Annotated in this window: 25 protein-coding genes and 1 tRNA gene; 11 read left to right on the top strand and 15 right to left on the bottom strand. The window is 34.0% G+C overall.

Features of this window, described 5'->3' with window-relative positions:
- Positions 1-25 precede the first annotated feature (25 nt).
- The 7 genes from A9G11_RS02315 to A9G11_RS02285 all read right to left on the bottom strand — a co-directional run bounded on the left by A9G11_RS02315 (position 26) and on the right by A9G11_RS02285 (position 5,165).
- Positions 26-982, bottom strand: coding sequence for a phosphoglycerate dehydrogenase (locus A9G11_RS02315; protein WP_065617925.1), 957 nt, complete (start codon positions 980-982; stop codon positions 26-28).
- A 23-nt stretch (positions 983-1,005) separates the two neighbouring features.
- The gene (locus A9G11_RS02310) at positions 1,006-1,488 is read right to left on the bottom strand and encodes a PTS system mannose/fructose/N-acetylgalactosamine-transporter subunit IIB (protein ID WP_065617924.1); all 483 of its coding nucleotides are present in this window, start codon (positions 1,486-1,488) and stop codon (positions 1,006-1,008) included.
- A gap of 54 nt (positions 1,489-1,542) precedes the next feature.
- The gene (locus A9G11_RS02305) at positions 1,543-2,187 is read right to left on the bottom strand and encodes a ketohydroxyglutarate aldolase (protein WP_065617977.1); all 645 of its coding nucleotides are present in this window, start codon (positions 2,185-2,187) and stop codon (positions 1,543-1,545) included.
- 13 nt (positions 2,188-2,200) lie between these two features.
- Positions 2,201-2,629 (bottom strand): PTS sugar transporter subunit IIA, encoded by a 429-nt coding sequence (locus A9G11_RS02300; protein WP_065617923.1) that lies wholly within the window; start codon positions 2,627-2,629, stop codon positions 2,201-2,203.
- Between the two features lie 36 nt (positions 2,630-2,665).
- Positions 2,666-3,487, bottom strand: coding sequence for a PTS system mannose/fructose/sorbose family transporter subunit IID (locus A9G11_RS02295; protein WP_065617922.1), 822 nt, complete (start codon positions 3,485-3,487; stop codon positions 2,666-2,668).
- A 33-nt stretch (positions 3,488-3,520) separates the two neighbouring features.
- The gene (locus A9G11_RS02290) at positions 3,521-4,261 is read right to left on the bottom strand and encodes a PTS mannose/fructose/sorbose/N-acetylgalactosamine transporter subunit IIC (protein WP_065617921.1); all 741 of its coding nucleotides are present in this window, start codon (positions 4,259-4,261) and stop codon (positions 3,521-3,523) included.
- Positions 4,262-4,364: 103 nt separating this feature from the next.
- Positions 4,365-5,165, bottom strand: a complete 801-nt coding sequence (locus A9G11_RS02285) for an IclR family transcriptional regulator (RefSeq protein WP_065617920.1) — start codon at positions 5,163-5,165, stop codon at positions 4,365-4,367.
- Positions 5,166-5,541: 376 nt separating this feature from the next.
- On the opposite strand from A9G11_RS02285, the gene A9G11_RS02280 reads away from it, so the two are divergent.
- Entirely contained in the window at positions 5,542-6,390 is an 849-nt protein-coding gene (locus A9G11_RS02280; RefSeq protein ID WP_065617919.1) for a fumarylacetoacetate hydrolase family protein, read from the top strand.
- Positions 6,391-6,454: 64 nt separating this feature from the next.
- On the opposite strand, the gene A9G11_RS02275 is transcribed toward A9G11_RS02280, so the two are convergent.
- The 3 genes from A9G11_RS02275 to A9G11_RS02265 all read right to left on the bottom strand — a co-directional run bounded on the left by A9G11_RS02275 (position 6,455) and on the right by A9G11_RS02265 (position 8,294).
- A complete protein-coding gene (locus A9G11_RS02275; RefSeq protein ID WP_065617918.1) occupies positions 6,455-7,147 on the bottom strand; it encodes a hypothetical protein in 693 nt (230 codons plus the stop codon).
- A 255-nt stretch (positions 7,148-7,402) separates the two neighbouring features.
- Positions 7,403-7,831 (bottom strand): GFA family protein, encoded by a 429-nt coding sequence (locus A9G11_RS02270; protein WP_065617917.1) that lies wholly within the window; start codon positions 7,829-7,831, stop codon positions 7,403-7,405.
- A 79-nt stretch (positions 7,832-7,910) separates the two neighbouring features.
- Complete coding sequence (locus A9G11_RS02265; protein ID WP_065617916.1) at positions 7,911-8,294, bottom strand: hypothetical protein; 384 nt, start codon at positions 8,292-8,294, stop codon at positions 7,911-7,913.
- Positions 8,295-8,348: 54 nt separating this feature from the next.
- Here A9G11_RS02265 and A9G11_RS02260 point away from each other — a divergent pair, with 54 nt between their 5' ends.
- Positions 8,349-8,669, top strand: a complete 321-nt coding sequence (locus A9G11_RS02260; RefSeq protein ID WP_065617915.1) for a helix-turn-helix transcriptional regulator — start codon at positions 8,349-8,351, stop codon at positions 8,667-8,669.
- Between the two features lie 118 nt (positions 8,670-8,787).
- Positions 8,788-8,864, top strand: a tRNA-Met gene (locus A9G11_RS02255).
- Positions 8,865-8,908: 44 nt separating this feature from the next.
- Here A9G11_RS02255 and metF read toward each other — a convergent pair.
- A complete protein-coding gene (gene metF / locus A9G11_RS02250) occupies positions 8,909-9,784 on the bottom strand; it encodes a methylenetetrahydrofolate reductase [NAD(P)H] (RefSeq protein ID WP_065617914.1) in 876 nt (291 codons plus the stop codon).
- 108 nt (positions 9,785-9,892) lie between these two features.
- Positions 9,893-12,166: a 5-methyltetrahydropteroyltriglutamate--homocysteine S-methyltransferase gene (metE, locus tag A9G11_RS02245; RefSeq protein ID WP_065617913.1), complete on the bottom strand. Its 2,274-nt coding sequence runs from the start codon at positions 12,164-12,166 to the stop codon at positions 9,893-9,895.
- Between the two features lie 200 nt (positions 12,167-12,366).
- Here metE and A9G11_RS02240 point away from each other — a divergent pair, with 200 nt between their 5' ends.
- Positions 12,367-12,618: a hypothetical protein gene (locus A9G11_RS02240; RefSeq protein ID WP_065617912.1), complete on the top strand. Its 252-nt coding sequence runs from the start codon at positions 12,367-12,369 to the stop codon at positions 12,616-12,618.
- Positions 12,619-12,903: 285 nt separating this feature from the next.
- Here the strand turns inward: A9G11_RS02240 and A9G11_RS02235 are convergent, their stop codons facing one another.
- Positions 12,904-13,455, bottom strand: a complete 552-nt coding sequence (locus A9G11_RS02235) for a YagU family protein (RefSeq protein ID WP_065617911.1) — start codon at positions 13,453-13,455, stop codon at positions 12,904-12,906.
- Positions 13,456-13,742: 287 nt separating this feature from the next.
- Between A9G11_RS02235 and A9G11_RS02230 the strand changes: the two genes are divergently transcribed.
- The 6 genes from A9G11_RS02230 to A9G11_RS02205 all read left to right on the top strand — a co-directional run bounded on the left by A9G11_RS02230 (position 13,743) and on the right by A9G11_RS02205 (position 20,318).
- Complete coding sequence (locus A9G11_RS02230; protein ID WP_065617976.1) at positions 13,743-15,095, top strand: Nramp family divalent metal transporter; 1,353 nt, start codon at positions 13,743-13,745, stop codon at positions 15,093-15,095.
- Between the two features lie 357 nt (positions 15,096-15,452).
- The gene (gene recN, locus A9G11_RS02225) at positions 15,453-17,114 is read left to right on the top strand and encodes a DNA repair protein RecN (RefSeq protein WP_065617910.1); all 1,662 of its coding nucleotides are present in this window, start codon (positions 15,453-15,455) and stop codon (positions 17,112-17,114) included.
- Between the two features lie 52 nt (positions 17,115-17,166).
- The gene (gene coaBC, locus A9G11_RS02220) at positions 17,167-18,393 is read left to right on the top strand and encodes a bifunctional phosphopantothenoylcysteine decarboxylase/phosphopantothenate--cysteine ligase CoaBC (protein WP_065617909.1); all 1,227 of its coding nucleotides are present in this window, start codon (positions 17,167-17,169) and stop codon (positions 18,391-18,393) included.
- Positions 18,377-18,835, top strand: a complete 459-nt coding sequence (gene dut / locus A9G11_RS02215) for a dUTP diphosphatase (RefSeq protein ID WP_065617908.1) — start codon at positions 18,377-18,379, stop codon at positions 18,833-18,835. Before coaBC ends, dut begins: the two co-directional genes overlap by 17 nt.
- Positions 18,832-19,425: a nucleoid occlusion factor SlmA gene (gene slmA / locus A9G11_RS02210; protein WP_065617907.1), complete on the top strand. Its 594-nt coding sequence runs from the start codon at positions 18,832-18,834 to the stop codon at positions 19,423-19,425. The genes dut and slmA overlap by 4 nt, the downstream gene beginning before the upstream one ends.
- A 56-nt stretch (positions 19,426-19,481) precedes the next feature.
- The gene (locus A9G11_RS02205; RefSeq protein ID WP_065617906.1) at positions 19,482-20,318 is read left to right on the top strand and encodes a mechanosensitive ion channel domain-containing protein; all 837 of its coding nucleotides are present in this window, start codon (positions 19,482-19,484) and stop codon (positions 20,316-20,318) included.
- Positions 20,319-20,381: 63 nt separating this feature from the next.
- Here the strand turns inward: A9G11_RS02205 and cysE are convergent, their stop codons facing one another.
- Complete coding sequence (cysE, locus tag A9G11_RS02200) at positions 20,382-21,161, bottom strand: serine O-acetyltransferase (RefSeq protein ID WP_065617975.1); 780 nt, start codon at positions 21,159-21,161, stop codon at positions 20,382-20,384.
- Between the two features lie 165 nt (positions 21,162-21,326).
- Positions 21,327-22,565: an oligosaccharide MFS transporter gene (locus tag A9G11_RS02195; RefSeq protein WP_065617905.1), complete on the bottom strand. Its 1,239-nt coding sequence runs from the start codon at positions 22,563-22,565 to the stop codon at positions 21,327-21,329.
- A 202-nt stretch (positions 22,566-22,767) separates the two neighbouring features.
- Here A9G11_RS02195 and A9G11_RS02190 point away from each other — a divergent pair, with 202 nt between their 5' ends.
- The gene (locus A9G11_RS02190; RefSeq protein WP_065617904.1) at positions 22,768-23,772 is read left to right on the top strand and encodes a LacI family DNA-binding transcriptional regulator; all 1,005 of its coding nucleotides are present in this window, start codon (positions 22,768-22,770) and stop codon (positions 23,770-23,772) included.
- Positions 23,773-23,805 lie beyond the last annotated feature (33 nt).

The following is a 23,805-nucleotide window of genomic DNA, read 5'->3' as shown; positions in this document are numbered from 1 at the left end:
TGTTTTTAATCTACCCATTTAATGATTATGTTGGCGAACAGTGGTGCGTGAGTAATGCCTCTATTTCTTCTAATGATTGATGTATGGTATTAATCTCAGATTCTACGGTTCTTGAACCAATATGTGGCGTTAAGATAAAGTCATCACGTGTAAGTAATTCCTGCTCTACGTCAATAGCAAGTGGTGGTTCATGACTAAAGACATCAGAAGCCGCTGAATATATTTTTTTATCTTTTAATGCCATTAATAAATGGTTTTCATTTACAATACCACCTCGAGACATATTTACAAGTATTGATGAAGATTTCATCATACAAATTTGTTGATAACCGATTAAATTTTCAGTTTGTGGTGTTAACGGTACATGAATTGTAATGATATCACTACATTGTAAAACGGTATTGAAATCGACCTGTGTAGAAGAATATTGATTAAGTACCTCTTTGGGAACATCATAAACATCGTAGACAAGTACCTTAACATTGAAAGGCGATAACAGTTTTGCCACTTTTTGACCGATTGTTCCAAAGCCAATAATACCAACGGTTTTATCTTTAACTTCTATTCCTGTTGGTTTATTCCATAACCCTTTTTTAACCTGTAGGCTACTTGATACAATATGTCTAGAACTAGCTAAAATAAGTCCTAACGTTAACTCTGCTACCGATTGAGCATTAGAACCTTTGGTATTACTGACCGAGATATTTTTTTCTTTTGCACTTACCAAATCCACATTATCTAACCCAGTACCAAATTTAACAATTGCCTTTAATTTATGGCAATTTTCTAGCAGGTTTTTATCAATGCGATCAACACTTACAATGATACCGTCAACATCGGATGCTAATTTCGCAAAGGTTTTTGCATCATATTGTTTACCTGTATCATTAATAACAAAATTAAAATTTTTGAACTTTTCTGAGCTTAAAATCTTCATACCGTAAGTATGAAAAGCTCTTGGTGTTAAAAGAATCTTATACATATTCTGTCCTTTTTAACGTTGATCTAAATAGCATCTAATAAGTTTAATGCTCTATCTTCAGGTATTGGTTGCAAATAAACTTGTACACCTTGTTCGTGTAAATATTTCATTTCATCAATTTCACTAGGTGTCATGACAATATTTTTATAGATATTTTTTTTATTTCCACCACCTTCTATACTACCGATTTGAATGGCAGGATAATGGATACCTTTACGCCAAGCTTCCAATGCGTCACTAGTATTTTTAAATAAAATCAAGATATTTTCATTAGGCATACTTTTTTCATCCCATCGTTGGCTTGCCTCTTCAATGGTATAAACATGTACATCAATACCTGAAGGTGCGGACTTGACTAAAATTTTTTTAAGTAAAGGATTACTAGCAGAATTATTGTCAATAACAATAATATTTTTAATATTATGTTTAACCACCCATCTCGTCATTACTTGCCCATGAATAAGTCTAAAATCAATTCTGACAAGTTTTAAATTATTAATATCCATAAAAACCTCTACTTTTTTGAAACACTTTAATTTATATATCCTGCTATTTAACAATTAGTTATTTTTTAATTTTTCTCGAGTTTCAACTAAAATTTTTCTTAATTGTTTAGCATTATTTGTTATTTCCTGACAAGAACCCTTAGATAGCAATCCCCCAATACCGATACAATCGGTTCCTACTTCAACCCAACGATGTAGATTTTCTAAATTTGCGCCTCCCGATGAGAGTATTGGCATTTTAGGAAACGGGACTTTAAAGGTTGAAATCAAATCAGGACCATAATAAGAAGATATTGGAAATGCTTTAATAAATGATGCACCACCTTCAAGCGCTTTGACCGCTTCAGTATAAGAAGTGCAACCGGGTGCATAAGGGATCTGATATAAGTTTGATATCATTTGTACATTATGATCATAAGAAGGCGAAATAATAAATTCACTACCACTTAAAATAGCAAGTCGAGCGGTTGTTTGATCTAAAACAGTACCTGCACCAATAACCATATCATGTTTAAATTCACTTTTTAGTCTTTCAATCACTTCACCGGCGTTGTTATTGGTATAACTAATTTCCATGATATTAACACCACCATCTAAACAAGATTTTGCAATATCTAACCCCTTTGCAACGGTATCAACTCTAATTATCGCCATAATTCCTGTTTCATGTATTTTTAACGTATTTACTGCTTTATTCATCATAATTAATCTCCTATTGATTAAATAAAAAATCTTCCATATTGGAAATCGTGTCTTTTGACACCTCCAAAAGATGTGATTTCATTTGCTGTAAGTTAAAAATGTTTTTATTTAATAATGCTTCCATCAACAGAGGCAAATTAACACCAGTAAAACAGGAAATAGCGACTTGCTCTTGTAATTCGATAAATAGTTGAGCTGTAATATTGAAGGGCGTACCACTTTTTATATCTACAAAAACAAGCGCTTCTTTTTTTGAATTACCGTTATCAGATAAACTTAACATTTCTTGCTTGATACTGTTTTTTAAATCATCCAAGTTATCTTGTGGATTAAATGGAAAAGTAACGATACTTTCTACTTCATCACCAAAAAACACTCTGGCATTTTCCTTTAGAGCTACACTTAATGAGCCATGAGTAAATATAAAAATATTAATCATCTTTATTCCTTAATATAATGATCGAAATATCACTAATTAACCTAATATACCGGTTGCCCCACCAATAAAGCCAAGCACAAAAAGCACGAGCAAAACCATGTTGATACTTTTACCTTTAACTTGTAACCAGAAACCTAAAATAGTGGCACTGAGTGGAATAATGTAAGGAATTAATTTATCGAGTAAGCTTCTAAGATTTAATGTTCCTGTTTCTAATTCGATTTTTAATACTGTATTAATGGATACATATTTAACAATCATAGCACCTAAGCATATTAAGCCGACGATTCCTAAGGCAGAGGTGATATTTTTGACAAAATTAGAATCGAGAAACTTCTCAACTGATTCCATACCAAATTCATAACCTCGCAGAAACAATTTATAGGTAATGGTAAAATCTAAACTAAATAACAATATGGCACAGGCAATTGGCGCCCAGATATTTCCTAATAAAGCCCAGCCGAGAAATATACTTAATACAATTTGCTTTAATAAGCCCGACCATAATGTATCGCCAATACCAGCTAGAGGTCCCATTAAAGCGGTTTTAATATTAGTTACTAAAGTATGATCAACATTTTCCCCTTCTTCGGTAGCCATTCCTTCTTCTAAAGCAACCGATATTCCGGGAATAATAGAACCTATACGTGGCTCTGAATTAAAAAACAGCATATGTCTTTCCAGACCTTCACTAATTTTGGCATTGTCTCCTTTATACAATTTGTTTAATACAGGCCCCATTAATGTTGCTAATGCACCTGCTTGTAATCGTTGATAGTTGTAGGTTAAATGGGAAGTAAAAAACCAAGTAACTGCTGCTTTTTTCACATCACCTTTGGTTAAAATTGAATTTGTCATACAAAATTCCTTATTACTTTAGTTAATATCTTTTTATCTATTTGTTGCTAATGTATAACCTAATCGGGTCATAATATAAGCAATACAACTACCAATTAAGGCATAGAATAAAAGGTCATTCATTCCGGTATAAGCAGCAAAAGCGAAGCCCAAAATTAAAAATGGTAGTAACTCTTTTTTGAGCATAAACTTCATTAACATTGACATACCAAGTGCAGGTAAAATTTTGCCGGCTGCCGATAAGCCATCCATAGCCCAATCAGGAATAAACGAGATGAGTAATTTGATATAATCAGCACCAAAATAACTTATTAGAAAAACAGGAATTGCTCTTACAAAAATAACAATCAATGGTCCACCAAATAATTGAATCCATCTTATTTGCCGCCATTTACCTTGTTTGGCAAGGTTGTCCATTTTGCCTGGCCAAAAAGAAGCTAACGTCATATAAGCTATATGAACATAGTTACCCAAGAGACCTATTGGAATTGCAAAAGCGACCGCCGTTGAGATATCCATTCCCGCTTGCATGGTCACAAACGTTCCTAACAATCCAGCCCAATACATATCAGAGGCATTTGCGCCACCAGTTGAAATCCACCCCAAATACGAAATACTAATGGTTGCACCAATCAAAACCCCTTGTTCTGGGTTTCCATAAATTAATCCGACCCATAATCCTGCCATGGCAGGCTCACGGAAAAAGTACCATCCTACAGGCCATTGAACACCATTAAAGACAGCGACTATAGACATTAAAAGTGCTTGAATCATAAATAACTCCTCAAAATTGTTATTAATTTCCATCACAACATATTGTCACCAATAACAAATATATCTTTTATTATTTAATTAATTGAAAAATATAATTTTTACATCAAAACAGTTTGTATAAATTATTCTTGGTAAACCCCATTTTTTTAGAAATTTGTAAGGCGGTATTTTTAACAAATCCAGCTATTAATTTTTCTTTATCTTCTGTCATACCACTATATAAACTGGCAACACTCAAAGAGGCTATGGGTTCATTATCGTGGTTGCGAATAACTGAACTTATACAGTACATTTCTAAATTATCTTCCCTATCATCAATGGCATAACCTCTATTTCTGGTTGCATTAGCATCAGCAAGTACTTCTTGCGCATTGGTTTTTGATAAAGGTGTTTTACTTGGATAAGGTTCTTCACCTAAAATTTTTACTATTTTTTCATCCTGAAAAGCACACAAAAGTCCTTTTCCTAAACCTGTTGTATGTAAGTAGCGACGAGAACCTAATTTTGCTGTAGGTTTCATTATTGAATGGTTTTCAGCTTTATCGATATAAACAATTTTTCCTTTATCTTCAATTCCAAGAAAAACGGTACTACCTGTTTGCCGATTTAACTCTTGGATAAAAGGTCTAGCTACATCTGCTATTCCCATATCACGAATAATTGCACTGCTAATTTCAAAAGTCAGTAAACTTAAACCATACTTTTTATAATGAGGATCTTTTTGTTCTATGATCCCTTTATAAGAGAGTGTCTGTATGAGTTCAAATGCACTACTCTTTGGTAAATTCAACGCTTCAACAATATCATTGAGTGTTAAATAATCTTTACTATTGGCTAACAAAAGTAATAAATCTATTGTTCGTGCAGCAGACTTATTTAATTTGAACCCTAGATGATTGTTCATATATACGAACCTTTAGTTATCACAAAATCGTCATCCTTTTATATTTACGATTTTATCTGCTAATTTCGCATAATCAATGTAACTCATTATTAAATATTAAAAATATGACGAAGCTCGTAAAAATAGTTCGCATATGTAAATAGTGATTCATATATGCGAATTGTGCTGAATAAAATAGCGATAAATAACCAAAAATTATTAGTCACTATCTCAATTTAAAAGTATCAATCAAAATAATATAACTAGCGTTGATTTTTTTAGTTAAAATAAGGCAAGATTTAATCAAATCAGATCTATTGCAAATTAGGATGATATATCAAATAACCGATAGGATATTTTATTGCTATCAACGCTCTATTCATTAAGGGAGAAAACTATGCGACTACTGCGTTATGGTTTAAAAGGACAAGAAAAACCAGCTATTTTAGATGATAAAGATCAACTTCGCGATCTCAGCGCGATAATTGCAGATATTGATGCCCAAACCCTAGCTAACAATGCACTAACTAAAATTAGCCAAGTCGATATTGATACCTTACCAGTAATTAATCATGCTGAGCGTATAGCCCCTTGTGTCGGTAAAGTGGGCAAATTTATCTGTATCGGTTTAAATTACCGCGATCATGCCAAAGAGACCGGTGCGCAAATACCTAAAGAACCTGTCATTTTCAATAAATGGACCAGTGCGATAAGCGGACCCAATGATAACATTGTGTTACCAAGAGGTTCGACACATACCGATTGGGAAGTTGAACTGGGTATTATCATAGGGAAAGAAGGCAAATATATTCAAGAACAAGATTCATTATCTTATGTGGCTGGATATTGTGTGGTAAATGATGTATCTGAACGAGATTATCAAAAAAATCGCGGTGGAACTTGGGATAAAGGTAAAGGCTGTGATAGTTTTGGGCCTATTGGTCCTTGGCTAGTAACGGCTGATGAAATTAGCGATCCACAACAACTTGAATTATGGTTAGAAGTAGACGGTAAACGTTATCAACATAGTAATACCAGTAATATGATTTTTAATGTTAAGCAGATCATTAGTTATGTTAGTCAATTTATGAGCTTACAACCCGGCGATATTATTTCAACCGGCACACCTCCGGGTGTTGGTCTTGGCATTAAACCCGAACCAGTATTTTTAAAAGCAGGACAAAAGGTTCGTTTAGGCATAGAAAAATTAGGTATTCAAGAACAATTAGTTGTTAATGAATGTTAATGAATAAGAAATTACCACAAAATAACATCATGACCTCCATTAAGTCATGATGTAACTATTTTGTTTATTTAGAAATATAACGGGATATATCTTGATCGTTAACGTTGGCAAATGTATAGAGTTTATCAATATTAAATGGAATGGTTTTAGATTCACTTTTACCCGTTTCACCTTCACCAGTGGTTAATATTATCTGTTTAGTTGAATAATTTACGCTGATTTGTGTTGTTTCAAGCGTGGCTCGATGAGTGGTATCTTCGGCAAAGCCAATCAACTCAAAATGATCGTTTTGATATCGAAAAATATACCTATCATTATTGGTATACCAAGTACCCATACTATACCAATAATGAAAATCTATTTGTAATGAACCTTTACGGATCGTTATCCCTTCAAAAGGCTCATCCATCGTTGAACTATCGGCAGATTTAATAAAGTTATTGGTTTGTTCTTTTAATACAAATGTCTGTTTCTCATTATCCCAAAAAGCAATACCTAATAGCCGAGGACAGACTTTAAAATCTGGATTTTCAGGCTCTGGTGTATCACACTGGTTTTCATTAGTGATAACAAAAGCGATATCCGGATAACCATCTTTATTGAGATCGCCCATATCAACATCTAAGATTTTCCAATCCCCAGGAATAAATTTTTGTAGTGTGGGAGCCTGTTGAGATATTACAGGATAAGTGAAATGGTCGGCATAGAGATAAAATGAACTGAGTAATAATATAATTAAACAATAGAACTTACGCATCATTAATATCCTTATTTAAAAGATGTTATTAGTTAGATATTGGTTTTAGCAGTATTGAAAGATCTATTTTAGTTTAAAAAAACATCATATTCATTAAGAAAATTACTTTTTAAACTCATTTTTCGGCTTATAACTAAAAATGAGCTTAATAGTTTGTAATTAATCAACAAGATTTTATATCGCTACGTTAGATCAACATTCCTATAAAAAGTGATAAAAGCTGAAGTAAAAGATGAATCATAACGCTATACATTTTTAATTATCAGATGAATTTTTTGCAACCATTGCCAGAATATCGGCTTCGGTTAGTTTATGGGTATGATTAGCAAAATCATAACAGCTTGGCTTGTTATCAATAAATACTTCCGTCGTAAATTCTAAATCTTTAATATCATCAAAGATCCACGTAGCAAAATAATAATTATTAGTACCTTTTAAATGATAATAAAGATGAGAACCACACTCTTTACAAAATGCTCTTTCAGCCCACTCAGAAGAATTGTAATGGCTGATATATTCTTGTCCTTGAGTAACAATTTCACCACTATACGTCAAGGTCATTAATGGGCCTGCACTCCATTTGCGACAAATATGGCAATGACAAGCACTTAGGTTGGTATTTTGAAATGGCACAATGAACTTAACTTTGCCACATAAGCATGAACCATGATATTGAGTAGACATCATATTTTCCTTATTTTAGTAATAAAATAATTAAAACAGCGAGATTATATTTTATAAAGAATCCATATTGATTGAAATATTATTTTGAAATCTGTTGCTGGCAAGTTAAAACTGAAAAAATGAACAAACCCAACATAATTAATGACAGGCAACCTAACATTAACTGATACCCACCTAAATCAAGCATGACTCCAGCAATAATTGGTATTAATATCCGTGCAATCACAAATAAGCTTGCTTGTAGACCATAATCTGAAGCTCGCTTAGTTTGTCGAGTAAAATTAAACATTAAACCAATAAATAGTGTTGAAGCTATACCCATTGACGAAGCAATTAAAAATAGACTTATTATTAAAAAAGTTATTGATAATGAAAAAATTATCGAAAGCCACAATGTAGTTAATGTTATCATTGCCCAGCCAATGCAAAGTGGTAATATTTTATTTATTGATAAATAATTCATTTAGCTGATCATCTTGATTGGCTTTTACCTAAGACGGCTAAATTAAATGATAAATTGGCTTCTCATGAGGTCAATAGACTTGAACAAGTACGTATGATTTTATTAACTCAATATCAGCAACCGCTAACTGAAAACTATTTATGCCTAAAAGTAGGTTTAAATAAGACTAAACTAAAAAATGGATTTACCAAGCTTTACAATATCTCACCATCGCAGATGTTATTAGCTATTCGTATGCATAAGGCTCATCTATTATTAGAATCAGGTATGCAAGTTACTAAAACGGCATGGTTAGTAGGTTATCCTTATGCTAACAATTTTAGTGTAGCTTTTTCTCGTTATTTTGGCTATCCACCTAATTCAGTATTTAAATAAACGTGATATCGGTAATCGATATAAGGTAAATTTTTATATATTTTAAAAAATATTTCAATTTTATTCAAAACAGGTATTGCTTTATTATTTAATTACTATATTATAGCGACCTCTCTGACGCGGGGTGGAGCAGCTTGGTAGCTCGTCGGGCTCATAACCCGAAGGTCGTTGGTTCAAATCCAGCCCCCGCAACCAATTCTAACCTATCGTTTAATCTATCTTACTTCAATCAGAAATCTTTATTGTACTTTTGGTACGGCTAGTAAGGTTGATACTGCTTCGCTTATGCGTCTGGCAATATAGCTATTGTTCATGGTGTATAAATGGATACCGTCGACATTTTGTGATATTAAATCCACAATCTGATCAATCGCATAGGCGATACCTGCATCGCGAAAGGCTTCGGGATGATACTCATACTTTTGCATCATCTGTTTGAACTTTTTCGGTAGATTTACACCACACATTGTGACCATTCTTTCAATTTGATTTTTATTAGTAACCGGCATAATTCCCGCTTCAATCGGTACATGAATCCCCATATCATGGGCTTTATCTAAAAAAGTATAAAAATAGTCATTATCAAAAAACAGTTGTGAAATTAGTTGATCGGTTCCGGCATTGACTTTTTCTTTTAGGTGAATCAGATCTTGCTTAAGTGTCGGTGCTTCAAGATGCCCTTCTGGGTAGCAGGCACCGATAATGTTAAAATCACCATTTTCTTTAATAAAAGTCACCAATTCACTGGCAAATCTAAAGTCATCTTTGGGTTTAACATTAGGACTAATATCACCACGTAAAGCAAGCACATTATCAATGCCAGCACATTTTAAATCGGTGAGGATTTTCTTTATTTCAGCTTTATCAAAATTAATACCCGGTAAATGAGCAACACTTTCAATCCCATAAGTATGTTTAACGGCATGAGCGATATCGATTGTTGTCTGTCCATTTAAGCTTCCTCCGGCACCATAAGTAACACTGATAAAATCAGGTTTAAAGTAACCTAGTTCACGTAATGTGCTATAAATTGTCTCTAAAGGTGAGCTTTTTTTAGGGGGAAAAACCTCGAAGGAGAATACTGTTTTTTTATTAAAGAGTTGATTGGTTTTCATTTAGATCATCCATTAGTACTGTCATTTTTGCATTGATACTTTTGCCACCAGTGTGAGGTGGCAAAAACACAAGCTATGACAAAGTTATATTACTGAGTAACAACAGCATTAATTAAGTGTTTTCCTTACTTCTAAGGTTGCTTGTACTAAATGTTGTAAACTTTCGACCACTTCTTTCTCACCACGAGTTTTTAAACCGCAATCGGGATTGATCCACAATTTTTGTTTTTCAATTTTGGCAAGTAATTTCTCAATTGTTGCTTTAATTTCAGCAACTGGCGGTACGCGCGGTGAGTGAATGTCGTAAACACCAGGACCAACTTCAGTTTTAAAGTTATTTGCTTTTAGTACATCAATTAATTGTAAGTTAGAGCGAGATGCTTCAAATGAGATAACATCAGCATCCAATGCATCAATATCTTTAATAATGTCAGCAAATTCGCTGTAACACATATGGGTGTGAATTTGGGTATCAGCTTGCACTTTACTATGTACTAATCTAAATGCCGGAATTGCCCAGTCAAGGTATTCACTATTCCAATCGGCTTTACGCAGTGGTAATTTCTCTTTGAGTGCCGCTTCATCAATTTGGATGATCTTAATGCCAGCGGCTTCCAGATCTAATACTTCGTCACCAATAGCTAATGCAATTTGGAATACTGATTCTTTTTGTGAAATATCTTCACGCGGGAACGACCAGTTAAGAATGGTTACCGGTCCAGTTAGCATACCTTTAACTGGTTTATCGGTAAGACTTTGTGCATACTGTGAATATTCAACGGTTATTGGTTTAGAACGTGAAATATCCCCCCACACAATAGGTGGTTTAACACAACGAGTACCGTAAGATTGTACCCATGCTTTTTCAGTGAAGACAAATCCGTTTAAGCTTTCACCAAAATATTCCACCATATCATTACGTTCAAATTCTCCATGAACTAATACATCAATACCGATTTGTTCTTGCAACTTAATGCACTGCGCAATTTTCTGTTTGTTAAATTCAGTGTATTCATTCAGGCAAATTTCTCCTTTTTTAAATTTAGCACGATTTAAACGAACATCCGGCGTTTGTGGGAATGAACCGATAGTCGTGGTTGGCAATAATGGTAAATTAAACGCTTGTTTCTGTGTGGCTTCACGGACAGAAAACTCAGGTAAGCGAGTAAAATCAGACGCTTTTAAAGCGGCGACTTTTTGACGAACGCTTTGATTGGCGCCTTCACGCTCACGGGTAAATAGCGTTTGATTAGCTTTATAAGCTACGTTGTTATCTGGATTGGTTTCATTTAACAATTGACCAAGTTCTGCAAGCTCTTGTAGTTTCTCTTGAGCAAAGGCAAAGTAGGCACGTTGCTGGATAGTTAGTTTGGTCTCATTTTGTAATGTGTACGGTACATGCAGTAATGAGCAAGATGTGTTAATAACAATTTTTTCAGCTTTTTGTTTAATTTGATTTAATAACGCTAAGGTTTTTTGGTAATTGTTTTTCCAGATATTTTTGCCATTTACTACGCCAGCAAATAATACCTTATTCGCTGGGAAACCATTATTGTTGAGTAAATTTAAAGACTGTTTACCTTCAACAAAATCAAGACCAATACCATCAAATGGCAATGCTACTAACTCTTTGTAGCAGTCGCGCACATCACCAAAATAGGTTTGTAACACCACTTTGGTATTCCCTTTAACAGATAAAATAGCTTGATAAAGCTCAGTAAATAGTGCGATATCATCTTTATTGAGATCAGTGACTAAAATTGGTTCATCAATTTGGAGCCACTCGGCGCCAAGATCCGTGAATTTTTGGATAATATCTTGATAAGCTTTAATAATATCTGCTTTAAAATCAGTAAGCTGTTTGTTACCTAAATACTGGGCTAATTTGAAAAAGGTTAATGCCCCAATCACCACCGGCTTAGTTTGTATACCCAGTGTTTTTGCTTCTTGATATTCGTCAAACGGTTTAGTACCTATGAGTTTAATCTGCACTGAATCTTCAATTTCAGGTACTAAATAGTGATAATTGGTGTTAAACCATTTTTTCATCGCTAATGCGCGGACATCACCTTTGTCACCTTGATATCCACGAGCCATAGCAAAATAACGATCAAGTTCTGGTAAACCTAAATCTTGATAACGTTTTGGAATAACATTAAGTAAACAGGCTGTATCTAATACGGCATCATAAAATGAAAAATCATTAGATGAAATGAATGCGATTTTTTGTGCAGCTTGTTGTTTTAAATGCTCAGCACGTAACGCTTTAGCTTCAGTTAATAATTCAGTTTGCGTTTTATTACCTTTGAAATAAGCTTCAGTGGCAAATTTAAGTTCACGAAGCTTACCAACTCGAGGATATCCGATAACAGCAGTATTCATTTTTATGTCCTTTTATCACTTTTCTTTAGTGATAAAGAAGATAACAAAAAAAAATGTTATTGAATAATTCTAGTTTTTTATTAGTTGTTATAGTTTTTATCTATATCAATAACGATTTAACTTATCATAATGAATAGTTTTGTTATTCATAATTTTCTAATATAGAATACTTGAGTAAAGATTTTGAAAGGTAAACACATATGTATATTATTCCTTTTGCTATTATGTTACTTGAGTGTATTGTTATTTTACCTCTTATAGGAAATCATAGTTACTCGATTCTCGATCAACATCTACTCACCAATTGTTTAATTATTCTCACTTTTATTGCTAATTGTTGTTTTAATGTGATCTATTTTTTATTCAAAAAAAATATAAAAATAAATGATTATATTATTATGGCAATGTTATTTTCTGTTATCTTTTTTTACCCTCTCAATAATCCGACATAATAAAAAGTGAATGCACCTAATCGCTAAATCCTACAATAAAAGTAGTCAAAAAATGACATATCAATAAGCATTAAAGATAAGTGTTAAATTTAGATCGTAAATAACTAAATGATATCAATCTATCGTTGATTGGTTGCTAATTTTCATTACATGGTAACTTAGTGATACTAAGCTTCATTGAGTAGTAACAATGTTACAAACAAAGGGCATAACTTTTTATAATAAAAAATCCTTCTATATTGTTTATAGAAGGATTTAGCATTGAGTACAATAAAATCAAATTGACTACTGACGCCACTCTCCATGAATTGGTCTTGAAAAATGAGCAAGCACAGCAATCATACAAATTTCAATAGATACGCTCCAATAAATATGACCTAAAATTTCACTCCATAACTCATAACCATTCAAATTCCATAACCAACCCACTACACCTGGCGCATCATAAGCCGGATGACGAAATCCAAGTAATGGTATCAAAAAGCCATGCATAACTACGGTAATAATAATTCCGTAAAATGCTCCATACCATAATCGGATTTTGTTCCAATAAAATGCAATAAAAACATACACAAAAGCAAAAGCAAAACTAAATAACCAGTGATAAAGCGTGACAGCACCAGAAACAATCGCTGTTTGATAGACATAATCAAGGGAGTGAGAATTGATACCTAACCAACCAAGCCATGCATCAATATGTGCAGCGGGTGGTGAAATTTCTCCGGGTACGCGGGGTGGCATATTAACTTCGGAACCCCATTTAACTAACGCACTAATAAATCCACCTATAATTGTTGTCCAAATAATAATCTGACGATTTGTTTTATTTCCAAACATACAAGGTTATTTCCTAAGTTAGAGTTAATATGTACTTAAATTATATTACACAACAATTTCAGAAAAAAGAAAATCGTATAAAATATGCACAGCAATTGTTCTGTAATAATTATTCCCTTCTTTTTATTATTAGCATCAATTTATTTTCTTTTTTACTGATAAACAGATTTTCCTTATCTATTAAATTGAACGTCACAAAAGGATTAAAATAATTTATTTTTTTATTGATAATGATTCTCATTATCAGTAGAATAAATTTATTACCTTTTACGATAGAGATTACAGTTATGATAAAAACATCGATGATTAGCCTTGAAGAAATAAATAATACTGTGCGTATACCGGATCATCAGTCTGGTTTTTTTCGCAAACTGTGGGCTTTTTCTGGTCCGGGTGCGTTAGTTGCCGTGGGGTACATGGATCCCGGCAATTGGATCACCTCAATCCAAGGTGGGGCGCTTTATAGTTATTTACTGTTATCCGTTATATTAATATCAAGTTTAATCGCCATGCTACTTCAAGCTATGTGTGTAAAAATAGGTGTCGTCACCGGCATGGATTTAGCCCAAGCAACTAAGTCCATGGTGGGCAGAAAGGTATCTTTTTGTTTATGGATATCGACCGAACTGGCAATTATCGCGACAGAAATAGCCGAAGTTATTGGTAGTGCGGTAGCGCTAAACTTGTTATTTGATATTCCATTACTCATCGGTGTGCTATTGACGGTATTTGATGTAATTATTCTTTTATTACTTATGCAATTTGGATTTAGAAAAATCGAAGCTATTGTATTTTGCTTAATTGCAACCATTTTTATTATATTCACCTATGAAGTTTTAAGAGCATCGCCTGAATTTGGTGACATTATAAATGGCTTCATTCCTAGAACTGATATCTTTACCGCCTCGATCAAGGGTCACGATTCTGCACTAGTAATTGCACTCGGTATCGTTGGTGCAACCGTTATGCCACATAACTTATATTTACACTCATCTATCGTACAAACCAGAAAGTATGATAGGAAGAAAACAGCAAGCCTAAAAGAAGCCATAAAATATGCAACAATCGATTCTAATATACAATTATCCTTTTCATTTATAATTAATTGCTTGTTATTGATTCTCGGTGCATCGCTATTTTTTGGTAATGATCCTGATGATCTTGGTCGATTCACGCAACTTTATGATGCTCTAAAAAATCCACAAATGGTAGGGCCTGTAGCGAGTTCAATCATGGCAACACTATTTGCAGTTGCTTTACTTGCATCAGGTCAAAACGCCACTATTACAGGTACTTTGACAGGGCAAATAGTCATGGAAGGATTTATAAACTTCTCCATTCCACTTTGGGCAAGAAGGCTTATAAGTCGAGGTTTAGCGGTAACGCCGGTTATTTTATGTATCTGGATATGGGGAGATAGAGAGAGTATCGTAGAAAATTTATTGATATATACCCAAGTATTTTTAAGTATTGCCTTACCTATATCAATGGTTCCTTTAATAATGGTTACCTCTAACAAAAAAATTATGGGGGAATTTGTTAACTGTAAACTAACGATTATTTTAGGCTGGATAGCAACCATTTCTTTGGTAATTTTAAATCTACAGTTAATTTATGAAGTAATTAGTTCATTATTGTAATAATGGCAAACTATTAGCGTTTGCAAAAACAACTATCTGCCCCAAAAGCCATTGATAACTTATCGATCAATGGCTTTTCAATTTCTGCTATTTTTCATAAATCACTTGTTAATCAAGCTAACAATATTTGGAGTAACCTCTTTAATAAGCTCAATAAACCTTATTGATTATGAATTTGTAACAATGGTTTATAACCAATTATTCACAATAGAATGATAGATAATCGAAGTTAAGAAGATTGGTTACCTAGGTTATCAATTAAACTTGTTTAGCTTATTTAATGAAACTGTATTTATTTACAGTGCTTTTGTTGCTATACTTATGCTAAATTTAACTGGTTCTATGTAATAATTTACTATGATCACCCAATTAACTATTAATAATTTTGCTATCGTCGATCAGCTTTTAGTTGATTTCACAACAGGTATGACTGCTATTACCGGTGAAACCGGTGCGGGTAAGTCTATTGCCATTGATGCGTTGGGGCTTTGTTTAGGCAATCGTTCTGATGCTTCTTCTATTCGCCATGGTGCTGATCGGGTCGATATTTCAGCCTCCTTTGTTCTTGACGATACACCGGCTGCTTTTACTTGGTTAACTGAAAACCAACTTGATGAAGGTAATGAATGTATTTTGCGTCGTGTTATCAACCAAGATGGACGTTCTAAAGCATTTATTAATGGTCGGGCTGTACCTATTTCACAATTAAAAGATTTAGGACAAATGCTGATTCAAATTCATGGTCAACACGAGCATCAACGGCTTTTGCGTAGTGACTATCAACAGCTTATCTTAAATCATTATATGAATGAACCAACACTGCTTACACAAATGAATCAGGCTTATAAGCAATGGAAACAAGCACGCTCTGCTTATCAACAATATGAAACATCAAAGCAAGAACGCGATGCTCATATGCAACTATTACAATATCAATTAAAAGAGTTAAATGAATTCTCACCAATTGATGGTGAATATCAACAAATTGATGAAGAATATAAACGTTTAGCTAATAGTGAGCAGTTAATTAATCTTAGCCAACAATCGGTCATGTTATTAGATGAAGCGGATGAATATAATGTCAGTAACTTATTAAGTAGTGTCAAAAATAGCGTTCAAGAATTAGTAGGACTCGATCCTACCCTAAATAGCGTTTATAACATGTTAGAAGATGCGTCGATCCAAATTAAAGAAGCAAGTTATGAACTTCGTCATTATAGTGAAAATTTAGAGTTAGATCCTGCGCGCGTTATGCAACTTGAACAAAGATTATCTAAACAAATCACTCTGGCACGTAAACATCATGTTGCTCCCGAAGCGTTACCTGAATTACATCAAAATTTATTAGCCGAATTTAAACAAATTAATCAACAAGATGAACAAAGTGAACAACTTAAAGCTGATATTAGTAAATATCATCAAACCGCTTTAGAAATAGCAAATAAGCTACATCAAAAACGAGTAACAACCAGTAAAACTCTGGCCAAAAAAGTAAAGGCTATTATGCAAGAATTATCAATGCCGAACGGACAATTTAGCATTGAGATAACCTTTGATGAAAATCGTTTAAATGAAGATGGTGCAGATCAAGTTACTTTTTTAGTCAGTACCAATGTAGGGCAAGATATGCAACCTCTTGCTAAGGTTGCATCAGGAGGGGAGCTGTCTCGAATAGCACTCGCCATTCAAGTGTTAACCGCACAAAAAATGGATACACCAGCATTAATTTTTGATGAAATTGATGTGGGAATTAGTGGATCAACGGCGGCTAAAGTTGGACAATTATTAAGACAACTAGCTGAATCAACACAAGTTATTACAGTCACGCATTTACCTCAAGTAGCCGGTTATGCAAATCAGCACTATTTTGTTAGTAAACAAACTAATGGAAAACAGACTTCAACGGATATGCAGAAATTAGATAATAATGGGCGATTAAACGAACTCGCCCGATTGCTAGGTGGTGATAAAATTACCGAAGCAACATTAGCCAATGCGAAAGAGCTACTTATTATCTAGTCTAATTGTGGTAATATAGCGCTTTCGATTTGGGTGTGAAGGAAGCTTGATCATGAATTTATCTGGTAAACATATCTTATTGGGGATTACAGGTGGCATTGCTGCTTATAAGTGTCCGGATCTTGTTCGTCAGTTAAAAAAAGCAGGCGCGCAAGTACATGTGGTAATGACTGACTCTGCTAAGCATTTTGTCACACCAATGACACTACAAGCGGTTTCTGGCAATCGTGTTTCCAGTGATCTCTTTGATCCTTCAGCAGAACTTTCTATGAGCCATATTGAACTTGCTAAATGGGCCGATCTGCTATTAATCGCACCAGCCACCGCGAATATTATCGCTAAAATAGCAAATGGTATTGCCGATGATCTATTATCGACTATCTGTTTAGCTACACCTGCACCAATAATGTTAGCACCAGCAATGAATCAACAAATGTATAGTGCAACAGCGACACAACATAATTTGGCCATACTTGCTTCAAGAAATATTTCCATTATAGGTCCAGATAATGGTTATCAAGCGTGTGGTGATATTGGACCAGGACGAATGCTAGAACCTACAACTATTGTTGAAAATATTAATTACTATTTTTCATCTTCTGCTAAACTAGCTGATATATCTATTACGATTACCGCTGGACCAACAGTTGAAGAGATCGACCCAGTACGCTACATTAGTAATTATAGTTCTGGCAAAATGGGCTTTGCTATTGCTCAAGCCGCAGCAGATATGGGCGCTACGGTAACATTAATTAGTGGTCCAGTACATTTATCAACCCCCAATAATGTTACACGTATTGATGTAAAAAGTGCTAAAGAGATGTATGAAGTAGCGTTAAGCCATGCACAAAAATCAACAATTTTTATTTCATGTGCTGCGGTGGCTGACTATCATGCTGCCACAATCGCTACACAGAAAATCAAAAAAACCAATGATAATAATGAACTCATTATTAAATTGGTCAAAAATCCGGATATTATTGCTTCTGTTGCAGCATTACAAACACATCGCCCATTTGTAGTTGGATTTGCAGCTGAGACCAATGATGTAAAGAACTATGCACTAAAAAAATTAACCGCAAAAAATTTAGATATGATTTGTGCTAATGACGTTTCAGATAAAAAAATTGGTTTTAATTCTGATCAAAATGCATTAACCCTTTATTGGCAAAATGGTGAACAAACGCTACCATTAAGCAATAAAAATGTTTTAGCACAGCAGTTACTTGAAGCAGTTATAACACGATATAAAGCGAGTCATAATGAAAAGAAAAATTGATATTAAAATCTTAGATAAGCGTTTAGGTAGTGATTTCCCACTTCCAACTTATGCAACAGAAGGATCTGCTGGTATAGATTTACGCGCTATGTTTGAAAAAACCATGGAAATAAAACCGGGAGAAACCATTTTAACTCCAACCGGTTTATCTATGCATATAGCCGATCCTAACCTTGCTGCACTAGTTTTACCGCGTTCAGGACTTGGATCTAAAAATGGTATTGTTCTTGGTAATTTAGTTGGTTTAATCGATTCGGACTATCAAGGTCAATTATTTGTTCCGCTTTGGAACCGTAGTCAAACACCTTTTATTATAGAAATGGGCGACCGAATCGCTCAATTAATTATTGTACCTGTGGTACAAGCTGAATTTAACATTGTTGATGAATTCACCGAATCTCAACGTGGTGAGGGTGGGTTTGGACATTCGGGTAAAAAATGATTGTGAGTACCAAAAATAAAAATCGTAAAGAGGATATTTTACAAGCATTGGCAACAATGCTTGAATCTAATGAAGGTACACAGCGCATTACTACAGCGAAATTAGCGGCAACGGTCGGCGTTTCCGAAGCCGCACTTTATCGACATTTCCCTAGCAAAACCAAAATGTTTGAAAGCTTAATTGCCTATATTGAAGATATCCTGCTTTCACGAATCAATGTAATTTTGCAAGATGAACCAAAAACCTTTGTTCGTTTACAACTTATTTTGGCGTTGATATTAGGTTTTTCCGAAAAAAACCCGGGATTAACCAGAATTATGACCGGGCATGCATTAATGTTTGAACAAGAACAGTTACAAGATCGGATTAGCCAGCTATTTGAACGAATTGAAACACAAATTAGGCAAGTTTTACGTGAACGTAAAATCCGTGAAGGTATTGCTTTTACTACTGATGAGCGTGTTTTATCTAGCCAATTATTAGCGTTCTGTGAAGGTATGATGGTTCGTTATTCTCGTTCAGGTTTTAAATATTTACCCACAACCAATTTCGATACACGTTGGGCTTTATTAGCTAAACAGTTAGTTTAAGTCATTTTGATAGTTTATATTGATATTTCCTCGCATCAATTACTAAGGGCAATAAAATGAATTCTAAAGATATTTTTGATCGTATACTTTCATTTATTGATAAGTATGATGGTATTGTAATTAGCTATATTGTGCATTTCTGTTTTGCCATTTTAATTTTCTTCATTGGTAAAACAATAGCTAAATTTATTGGCAAACAATTAAAATATATTTTAAGCAATCGTAATGTTGATCCTACGGTTGTCAAATTTGTAAGTGCATTAACTTACTATGCCATTATTATTATCACTTTAGTTGCTGTTCTTGGTCAATTAGGTGTACAAACCGCCTCCATTGTTGCGGTAATAGGTGCAGCCGGATTGGCAGTAGGTTTAGCATTACAAGGTTCTTTATCTAATTTTGCCGCAGGGGTTATTTTAATTATCTTCCGTCCTTTCAGAGTTGGTGAAACCGTTACTATTAATAGTCAACAAGGCATAATTGATTCTATCCAAATTTTTTCAACCACACTCATTACACCAACAAATGAAATGGTCGTTATTCCTAATGGGCAAGTTGTCAATGCGAATATCATCAACTTTAGTCGTTTACCTGAAAGACGTTTGGATCTGGTGATTAATGTCGGTTATGATTCGGATATTCAAAAGGTTTATCAAGTGTTAACGCAAGCTATCAATCAAACTAAAAATATTTTAACCAACAAAGAACCAATTATTCGTTTAGATGTTTTAGATGCTTCCTCCATGAATTTTAATGTATTAGTTTGGACTTTAAATGAAAACTATGGTCCAGTTAAAGGGGAATTACTCGAAAATATTAAAAATCGCTTGACTGAAAATGGGATTAATATTCCATACCCGACAATGGATGTTAATGTTAAAGGTAATCAATAATTATCTTGATTGCTCCGTCGGCAAAGGTCGACGGAGATATTCTCGCCTAATAACAACGTTATTTTAAATCTCTTGATCCATATTTAATGCAGGTTTTTCACAATTCGGATTACCAACGATTTTAGCTGGTACTCCAGCAACGGTGGTATGTTGTGGCACTGATTCTAATACAACCGAACCTGCACCAATTTTAGCCCCTTTACCGATTTCGATATTTCCTAATATAGTAGAATGTGCGCCAATCATGACGCCTTCACGGATCTTTGGATGACGATCACCATTCTCTTTACCGGTTCCTCCTAATGTCACAGATTGCAGAATAGAAACATCATTTTCAATAACCGTCGTTTCACCAATGACAATGCCGGTTGCATGATCGAACATTACACCCGATCCTATTTTGGCCGCGGGATGAATATCAACGCCAAATACAATTGCAATTTGACTTTGCAAAAATACAGCTAGTGATTTACGATTTTGCTTCCACAGCCAGTGGGCAATACGATAAGCCTGTAAGGATAAAAACCCCTTATAATAAAGTAATGGAGTAGAATAATAGTTGGTTGCTGGATCGCGAACATAAACAGCAATAATATCTGTAATAGCCGATTGAATAATAGTTTCATCGGCTTTATAAGCCTGCCAGGCAATCTCGCGTATCTCAATTGCCGGCATGACTTGGGTCGATAGTTTATTTGCTAAAATATAACTTAACGCACTGTCAAGATTTTCATGATTTAGTAATGTTGCATGAAAATAACTTGCCAACATAGGTTCACTTTCAACCAATTGAGATGCTTCATGGCAAATGGTTCGCCATAACATATCAGGTTTAACAGCCATTTTTACTTCGTCCACAACTCTATCCTACCCACAATAATAAAAAGTTATTTACATTGTTTCGCAAACTCTATACGGAAGCAAGTATTGTGTGCAACGTTTCGTATTTAAATTTACAATAAGTAATTTGCTGTTAACCATTTAATTAGCTTATAACTATTCTCAACATCAGGCTTTTTCAGTTTTTTTCCCTTCACTTAATGTAAATATCGCTATCACCGAAATAACCAACACGACGCCGGCAAGAATATAAAATGTTGTTGAATAATTATAATTATCAAATAATTTACCCACTGGAGTAGATAATGCAATCACACCAATATTTGATGAAATATTAAAGCCAACTAAATACAGGGTTGCCGATAATCTTGCGTCAAAATTAGCTACGATATATTTAAACATTGCCAATATAAATAGCGGTATTTCAATGGCATGAAATAGTTTAACCAATGAAATAAGGTATATATTGTCTAACGTTGCAGAAAGAGAAATTCGGCAAATCATAACTAATGCAGCCACCAATAATGACTTTTTGGCTCCTAATTTATAAATAAAGTAAGGTGCTATAATCATGCAACCAGCTTCTAAAAAGACTTGGAAGGAATTTAAATAACCATACACTTTGTAACCATTTTCTGGTGTTTCAAAAAAACTGGTATAAAAGTTAGGGAATAGTTGTTGATCATAAATAGTATAGAAACTATATGTACCGATTACAAAGAATACAAACAACCAAAATTTGGTTAATTTAAACAGAGATAAGATCTCACTCATGGTTGGAATCGTTGATTTTTGTTCAACAACAACGTTATCTGTTTTGGATTGTTCTGGATAGTGTTTAGGTTTAAATACTAGGTTAATTGTAAAAAATATAACTGATACAACTGATGCCATCCAGAAGTTAATGTGTGGATCGATACCAAATAAAATACCCGCTAAAAACGTAGCCATGGCATAACCAAAAGATCCCCAAAACCGAGCTGGTCCAAATTCAAAGCCAAACAAGCGGCTAATACGTTCGACAAATGAGTCAATCAAAGCACTACCAGAAATAAATCCGGCGCTTAAAACTGGCGCACCAATACAAACACCAACAATAAAATTGTTTTGTAATAATGGTTCATAGACATAAATCAAGAATGGGCCAATAAGCATCATCATAATACTTTGGAAGGTAACCACCGCTTTACCTATTTGTAACTTATCTTGAATAACACCATAAAAAATCATAAAAAACATAGCTGCTGCAGAATTCGCCGCATAAACAATGCCAAGTTGTTCGCCAGATAAACCAATTTTACTTTTTAACCAAATTGCATAAAAAGACCACCAAAGTGACCATGCTGCATAGAAGGTAATAAGATAACCTGATGAGAACCAATAATTTCTATTTCGTATCATATTCATTTTTATTACTCTTATATTGTTTAAGTTTAACGTTAACATGTTAATGTTAACATTAATGACACATTTGTTATAAAATAGACAGAATCAATTTTCATAATTGTTACTTTCATCACACTTTTTATCATTTATAATTGTGATATCATCTCACAGGGTTAATATCATTGATTAATTTTTTACTAATGCTGAGCAAAAGGATTTAACTATGGCTTCATTAAAGGATGTTGCAAAGCTAGCGTCTGTCTCTTTGATGACAGTTTCACGAGCTATAAATAATCCTGACAAATTAAATAAAGAGACTTATAAGCGTGTAAAACAGGCTATTAAACAGCTTAATTATGTACCTGATCTATCTGCTCGTAAAATTCGTGGGGACAATTCAGGCCCCCGTGCAATTGGCGTATTAGCATTAGAAACAGCAATGACACCTTTTTCAGTTGAATTACTACAAGCTATTGAAAAAACCGCTCAAAAATATGGTTGGAATACGTTTATCGTAAATTTGTTTGATGATAAAGATCCTGATCATGCAATTGATACGCTGTTATCTTATCGTCCTGATGGTATTATCTATACAACGATGGGTCTGCGTAAAGTAGAGCTACCAGAGAAATTACGCGATAAAAATCTAGTTTTAGCCAATTGTATTAGCGATGCGGAGCAACTAGCCTGTTATATCCCTGATGATTATTTAGGTCAATATCAAGCCACTCAACAAGTTATTGCAAAGGGTTATAAAAAACCTTTATGTATTTATTTGTCAGAACAAACATTGGCCGGCAATATTAGACGTAGAGCCGTTGAACAAGCTTGGATAGATGCTGGTCGAAATTTGAATGATCTCAGTAGTTATCATACCTTTTACACGCCAGATAATTTGGCACAAGAATATATGATGACAACAGAGATATTAAAACAGCATTGTCACAATAAACCGGATTTTGATGTATTAATTTGTGGCAATGATCGTATCGCTTTTGTTGCCTATCAATTTTTACTGGGTAAAGGATGTCATATTCCTAGTGATGTTGCGGTTTTAGGTTATGATAATATGGTTGGAACTGGCGAACTGTTTTATCCACCGCTTACTACAGTTCAACTACCACATTATGAGATTGGTGAGCAAGCAGCTTTACATATTATCAAGGGAAAAAACGATAAAGAGGTCACTTATATTGCCTCACCTTTTTTACAAAGAGAGTCATTATAAATGGTATTGAAATAACCTCATCACCAGTAGTGA

Source organism: Gilliamella sp. wkB108 (assembly GCF_001690195.1).
Taxonomy (GTDB): domain Bacteria; phylum Pseudomonadota; class Gammaproteobacteria; order Enterobacterales; family Orbaceae; genus Gilliamella; species Gilliamella apicola_L.
The sequence above is the reverse complement of the archived record's forward strand: the minus strand, read 5'-3'. Positions and strand labels throughout refer to the sequence as shown.

Excerpts from the sequence above, each read along its gene's own strand:
- A9G11_RS02285 (WP_065617920.1), bottom strand. The coding sequence starts at position 5,165 with ATGAACAATCATCTAGGGTTCAAATTAAATAAGTCTGCTGCACGAACA.
- A9G11_RS02275 (WP_065617918.1), bottom strand. The coding sequence starts at position 7,147 with ATGCGTAAGTTCTATTGTTTAATTATATTATTACTCAGTTCATTTTAT.
- coaBC (WP_065617909.1), top strand. The coding sequence starts at position 17,167 with ATGAATTTATCTGGTAAACATATCTTATTGGGGATTACAGGTGGCATT.
- A9G11_RS02240 (WP_065617912.1), top strand. The coding sequence starts at position 12,367 with ATGTATATTATTCCTTTTGCTATTATGTTACTTGAGTGTATTGTTATT.
- metE (WP_065617913.1), bottom strand. The coding sequence starts at position 12,166 with ATGAATACTGCTGTTATCGGATATCCTCGAGTTGGTAAGCTTCGTGAA.
- A9G11_RS02195 (WP_065617905.1), bottom strand. The coding sequence starts at position 22,565 with ATGAATATGATACGAAATAGAAATTATTGGTTCTCATCAGGTTATCTT.
- A9G11_RS02265 (WP_065617916.1), bottom strand. The coding sequence starts at position 8,294 with ATGAATTATTTATCAATAAATAAAATATTACCACTTTGCATTGGCTGG.
- A9G11_RS02300 (WP_065617923.1), bottom strand. The coding sequence starts at position 2,629 with ATGATTAATATTTTTATATTTACTCATGGCTCATTAAGTGTAGCTCTA.
- A9G11_RS02205 (WP_065617906.1), top strand. The coding sequence starts at position 19,482 with ATGAATTCTAAAGATATTTTTGATCGTATACTTTCATTTATTGATAAG.
- A9G11_RS02280 (WP_065617919.1), top strand. The coding sequence starts at position 5,542 with ATGCGACTACTGCGTTATGGTTTAAAAGGACAAGAAAAACCAGCTATT.
- A9G11_RS02305 (WP_065617977.1), bottom strand. The coding sequence starts at position 2,187 with ATGAATAAAGCAGTAAATACGTTAAAAATACATGAAACAGGAATTATG.
- metF (WP_065617914.1), bottom strand. The coding sequence starts at position 9,784 with ATGAAAACCAATCAACTCTTTAATAAAAAAACAGTATTCTCCTTCGAG.
- dut (WP_065617908.1), top strand. The coding sequence starts at position 18,377 with ATGAAAAGAAAAATTGATATTAAAATCTTAGATAAGCGTTTAGGTAGT.
- A9G11_RS02310 (WP_065617924.1), bottom strand. The coding sequence starts at position 1,488 with ATGGATATTAATAATTTAAAACTTGTCAGAATTGATTTTAGACTTATT.
- A9G11_RS02230 (WP_065617976.1), top strand. The coding sequence starts at position 13,743 with ATGATAAAAACATCGATGATTAGCCTTGAAGAAATAAATAATACTGTG.
- slmA (WP_065617907.1), top strand. The coding sequence starts at position 18,832 with ATGATTGTGAGTACCAAAAATAAAAATCGTAAAGAGGATATTTTACAA.
- recN (WP_065617910.1), top strand. The coding sequence starts at position 15,453 with ATGATCACCCAATTAACTATTAATAATTTTGCTATCGTCGATCAGCTT.
- A9G11_RS02295 (WP_065617922.1), bottom strand. The coding sequence starts at position 3,487 with ATGACAAATTCAATTTTAACCAAAGGTGATGTGAAAAAAGCAGCAGTT.
- A9G11_RS02290 (WP_065617921.1), bottom strand. The coding sequence starts at position 4,261 with ATGATTCAAGCACTTTTAATGTCTATAGTCGCTGTCTTTAATGGTGTT.
- A9G11_RS02315 (WP_065617925.1), bottom strand. The coding sequence starts at position 982 with ATGTATAAGATTCTTTTAACACCAAGAGCTTTTCATACTTACGGTATG.
- A9G11_RS02235 (WP_065617911.1), bottom strand. The coding sequence starts at position 13,455 with ATGTTTGGAAATAAAACAAATCGTCAGATTATTATTTGGACAACAATT.
- A9G11_RS02270 (WP_065617917.1), bottom strand. The coding sequence starts at position 7,831 with ATGTCTACTCAATATCATGGTTCATGCTTATGTGGCAAAGTTAAGTTC.
- cysE (WP_065617975.1), bottom strand. The coding sequence starts at position 21,161 with ATGGCTGTTAAACCTGATATGTTATGGCGAACCATTTGCCATGAAGCA.
- A9G11_RS02190 (WP_065617904.1), top strand. The coding sequence starts at position 22,768 with ATGGCTTCATTAAAGGATGTTGCAAAGCTAGCGTCTGTCTCTTTGATG.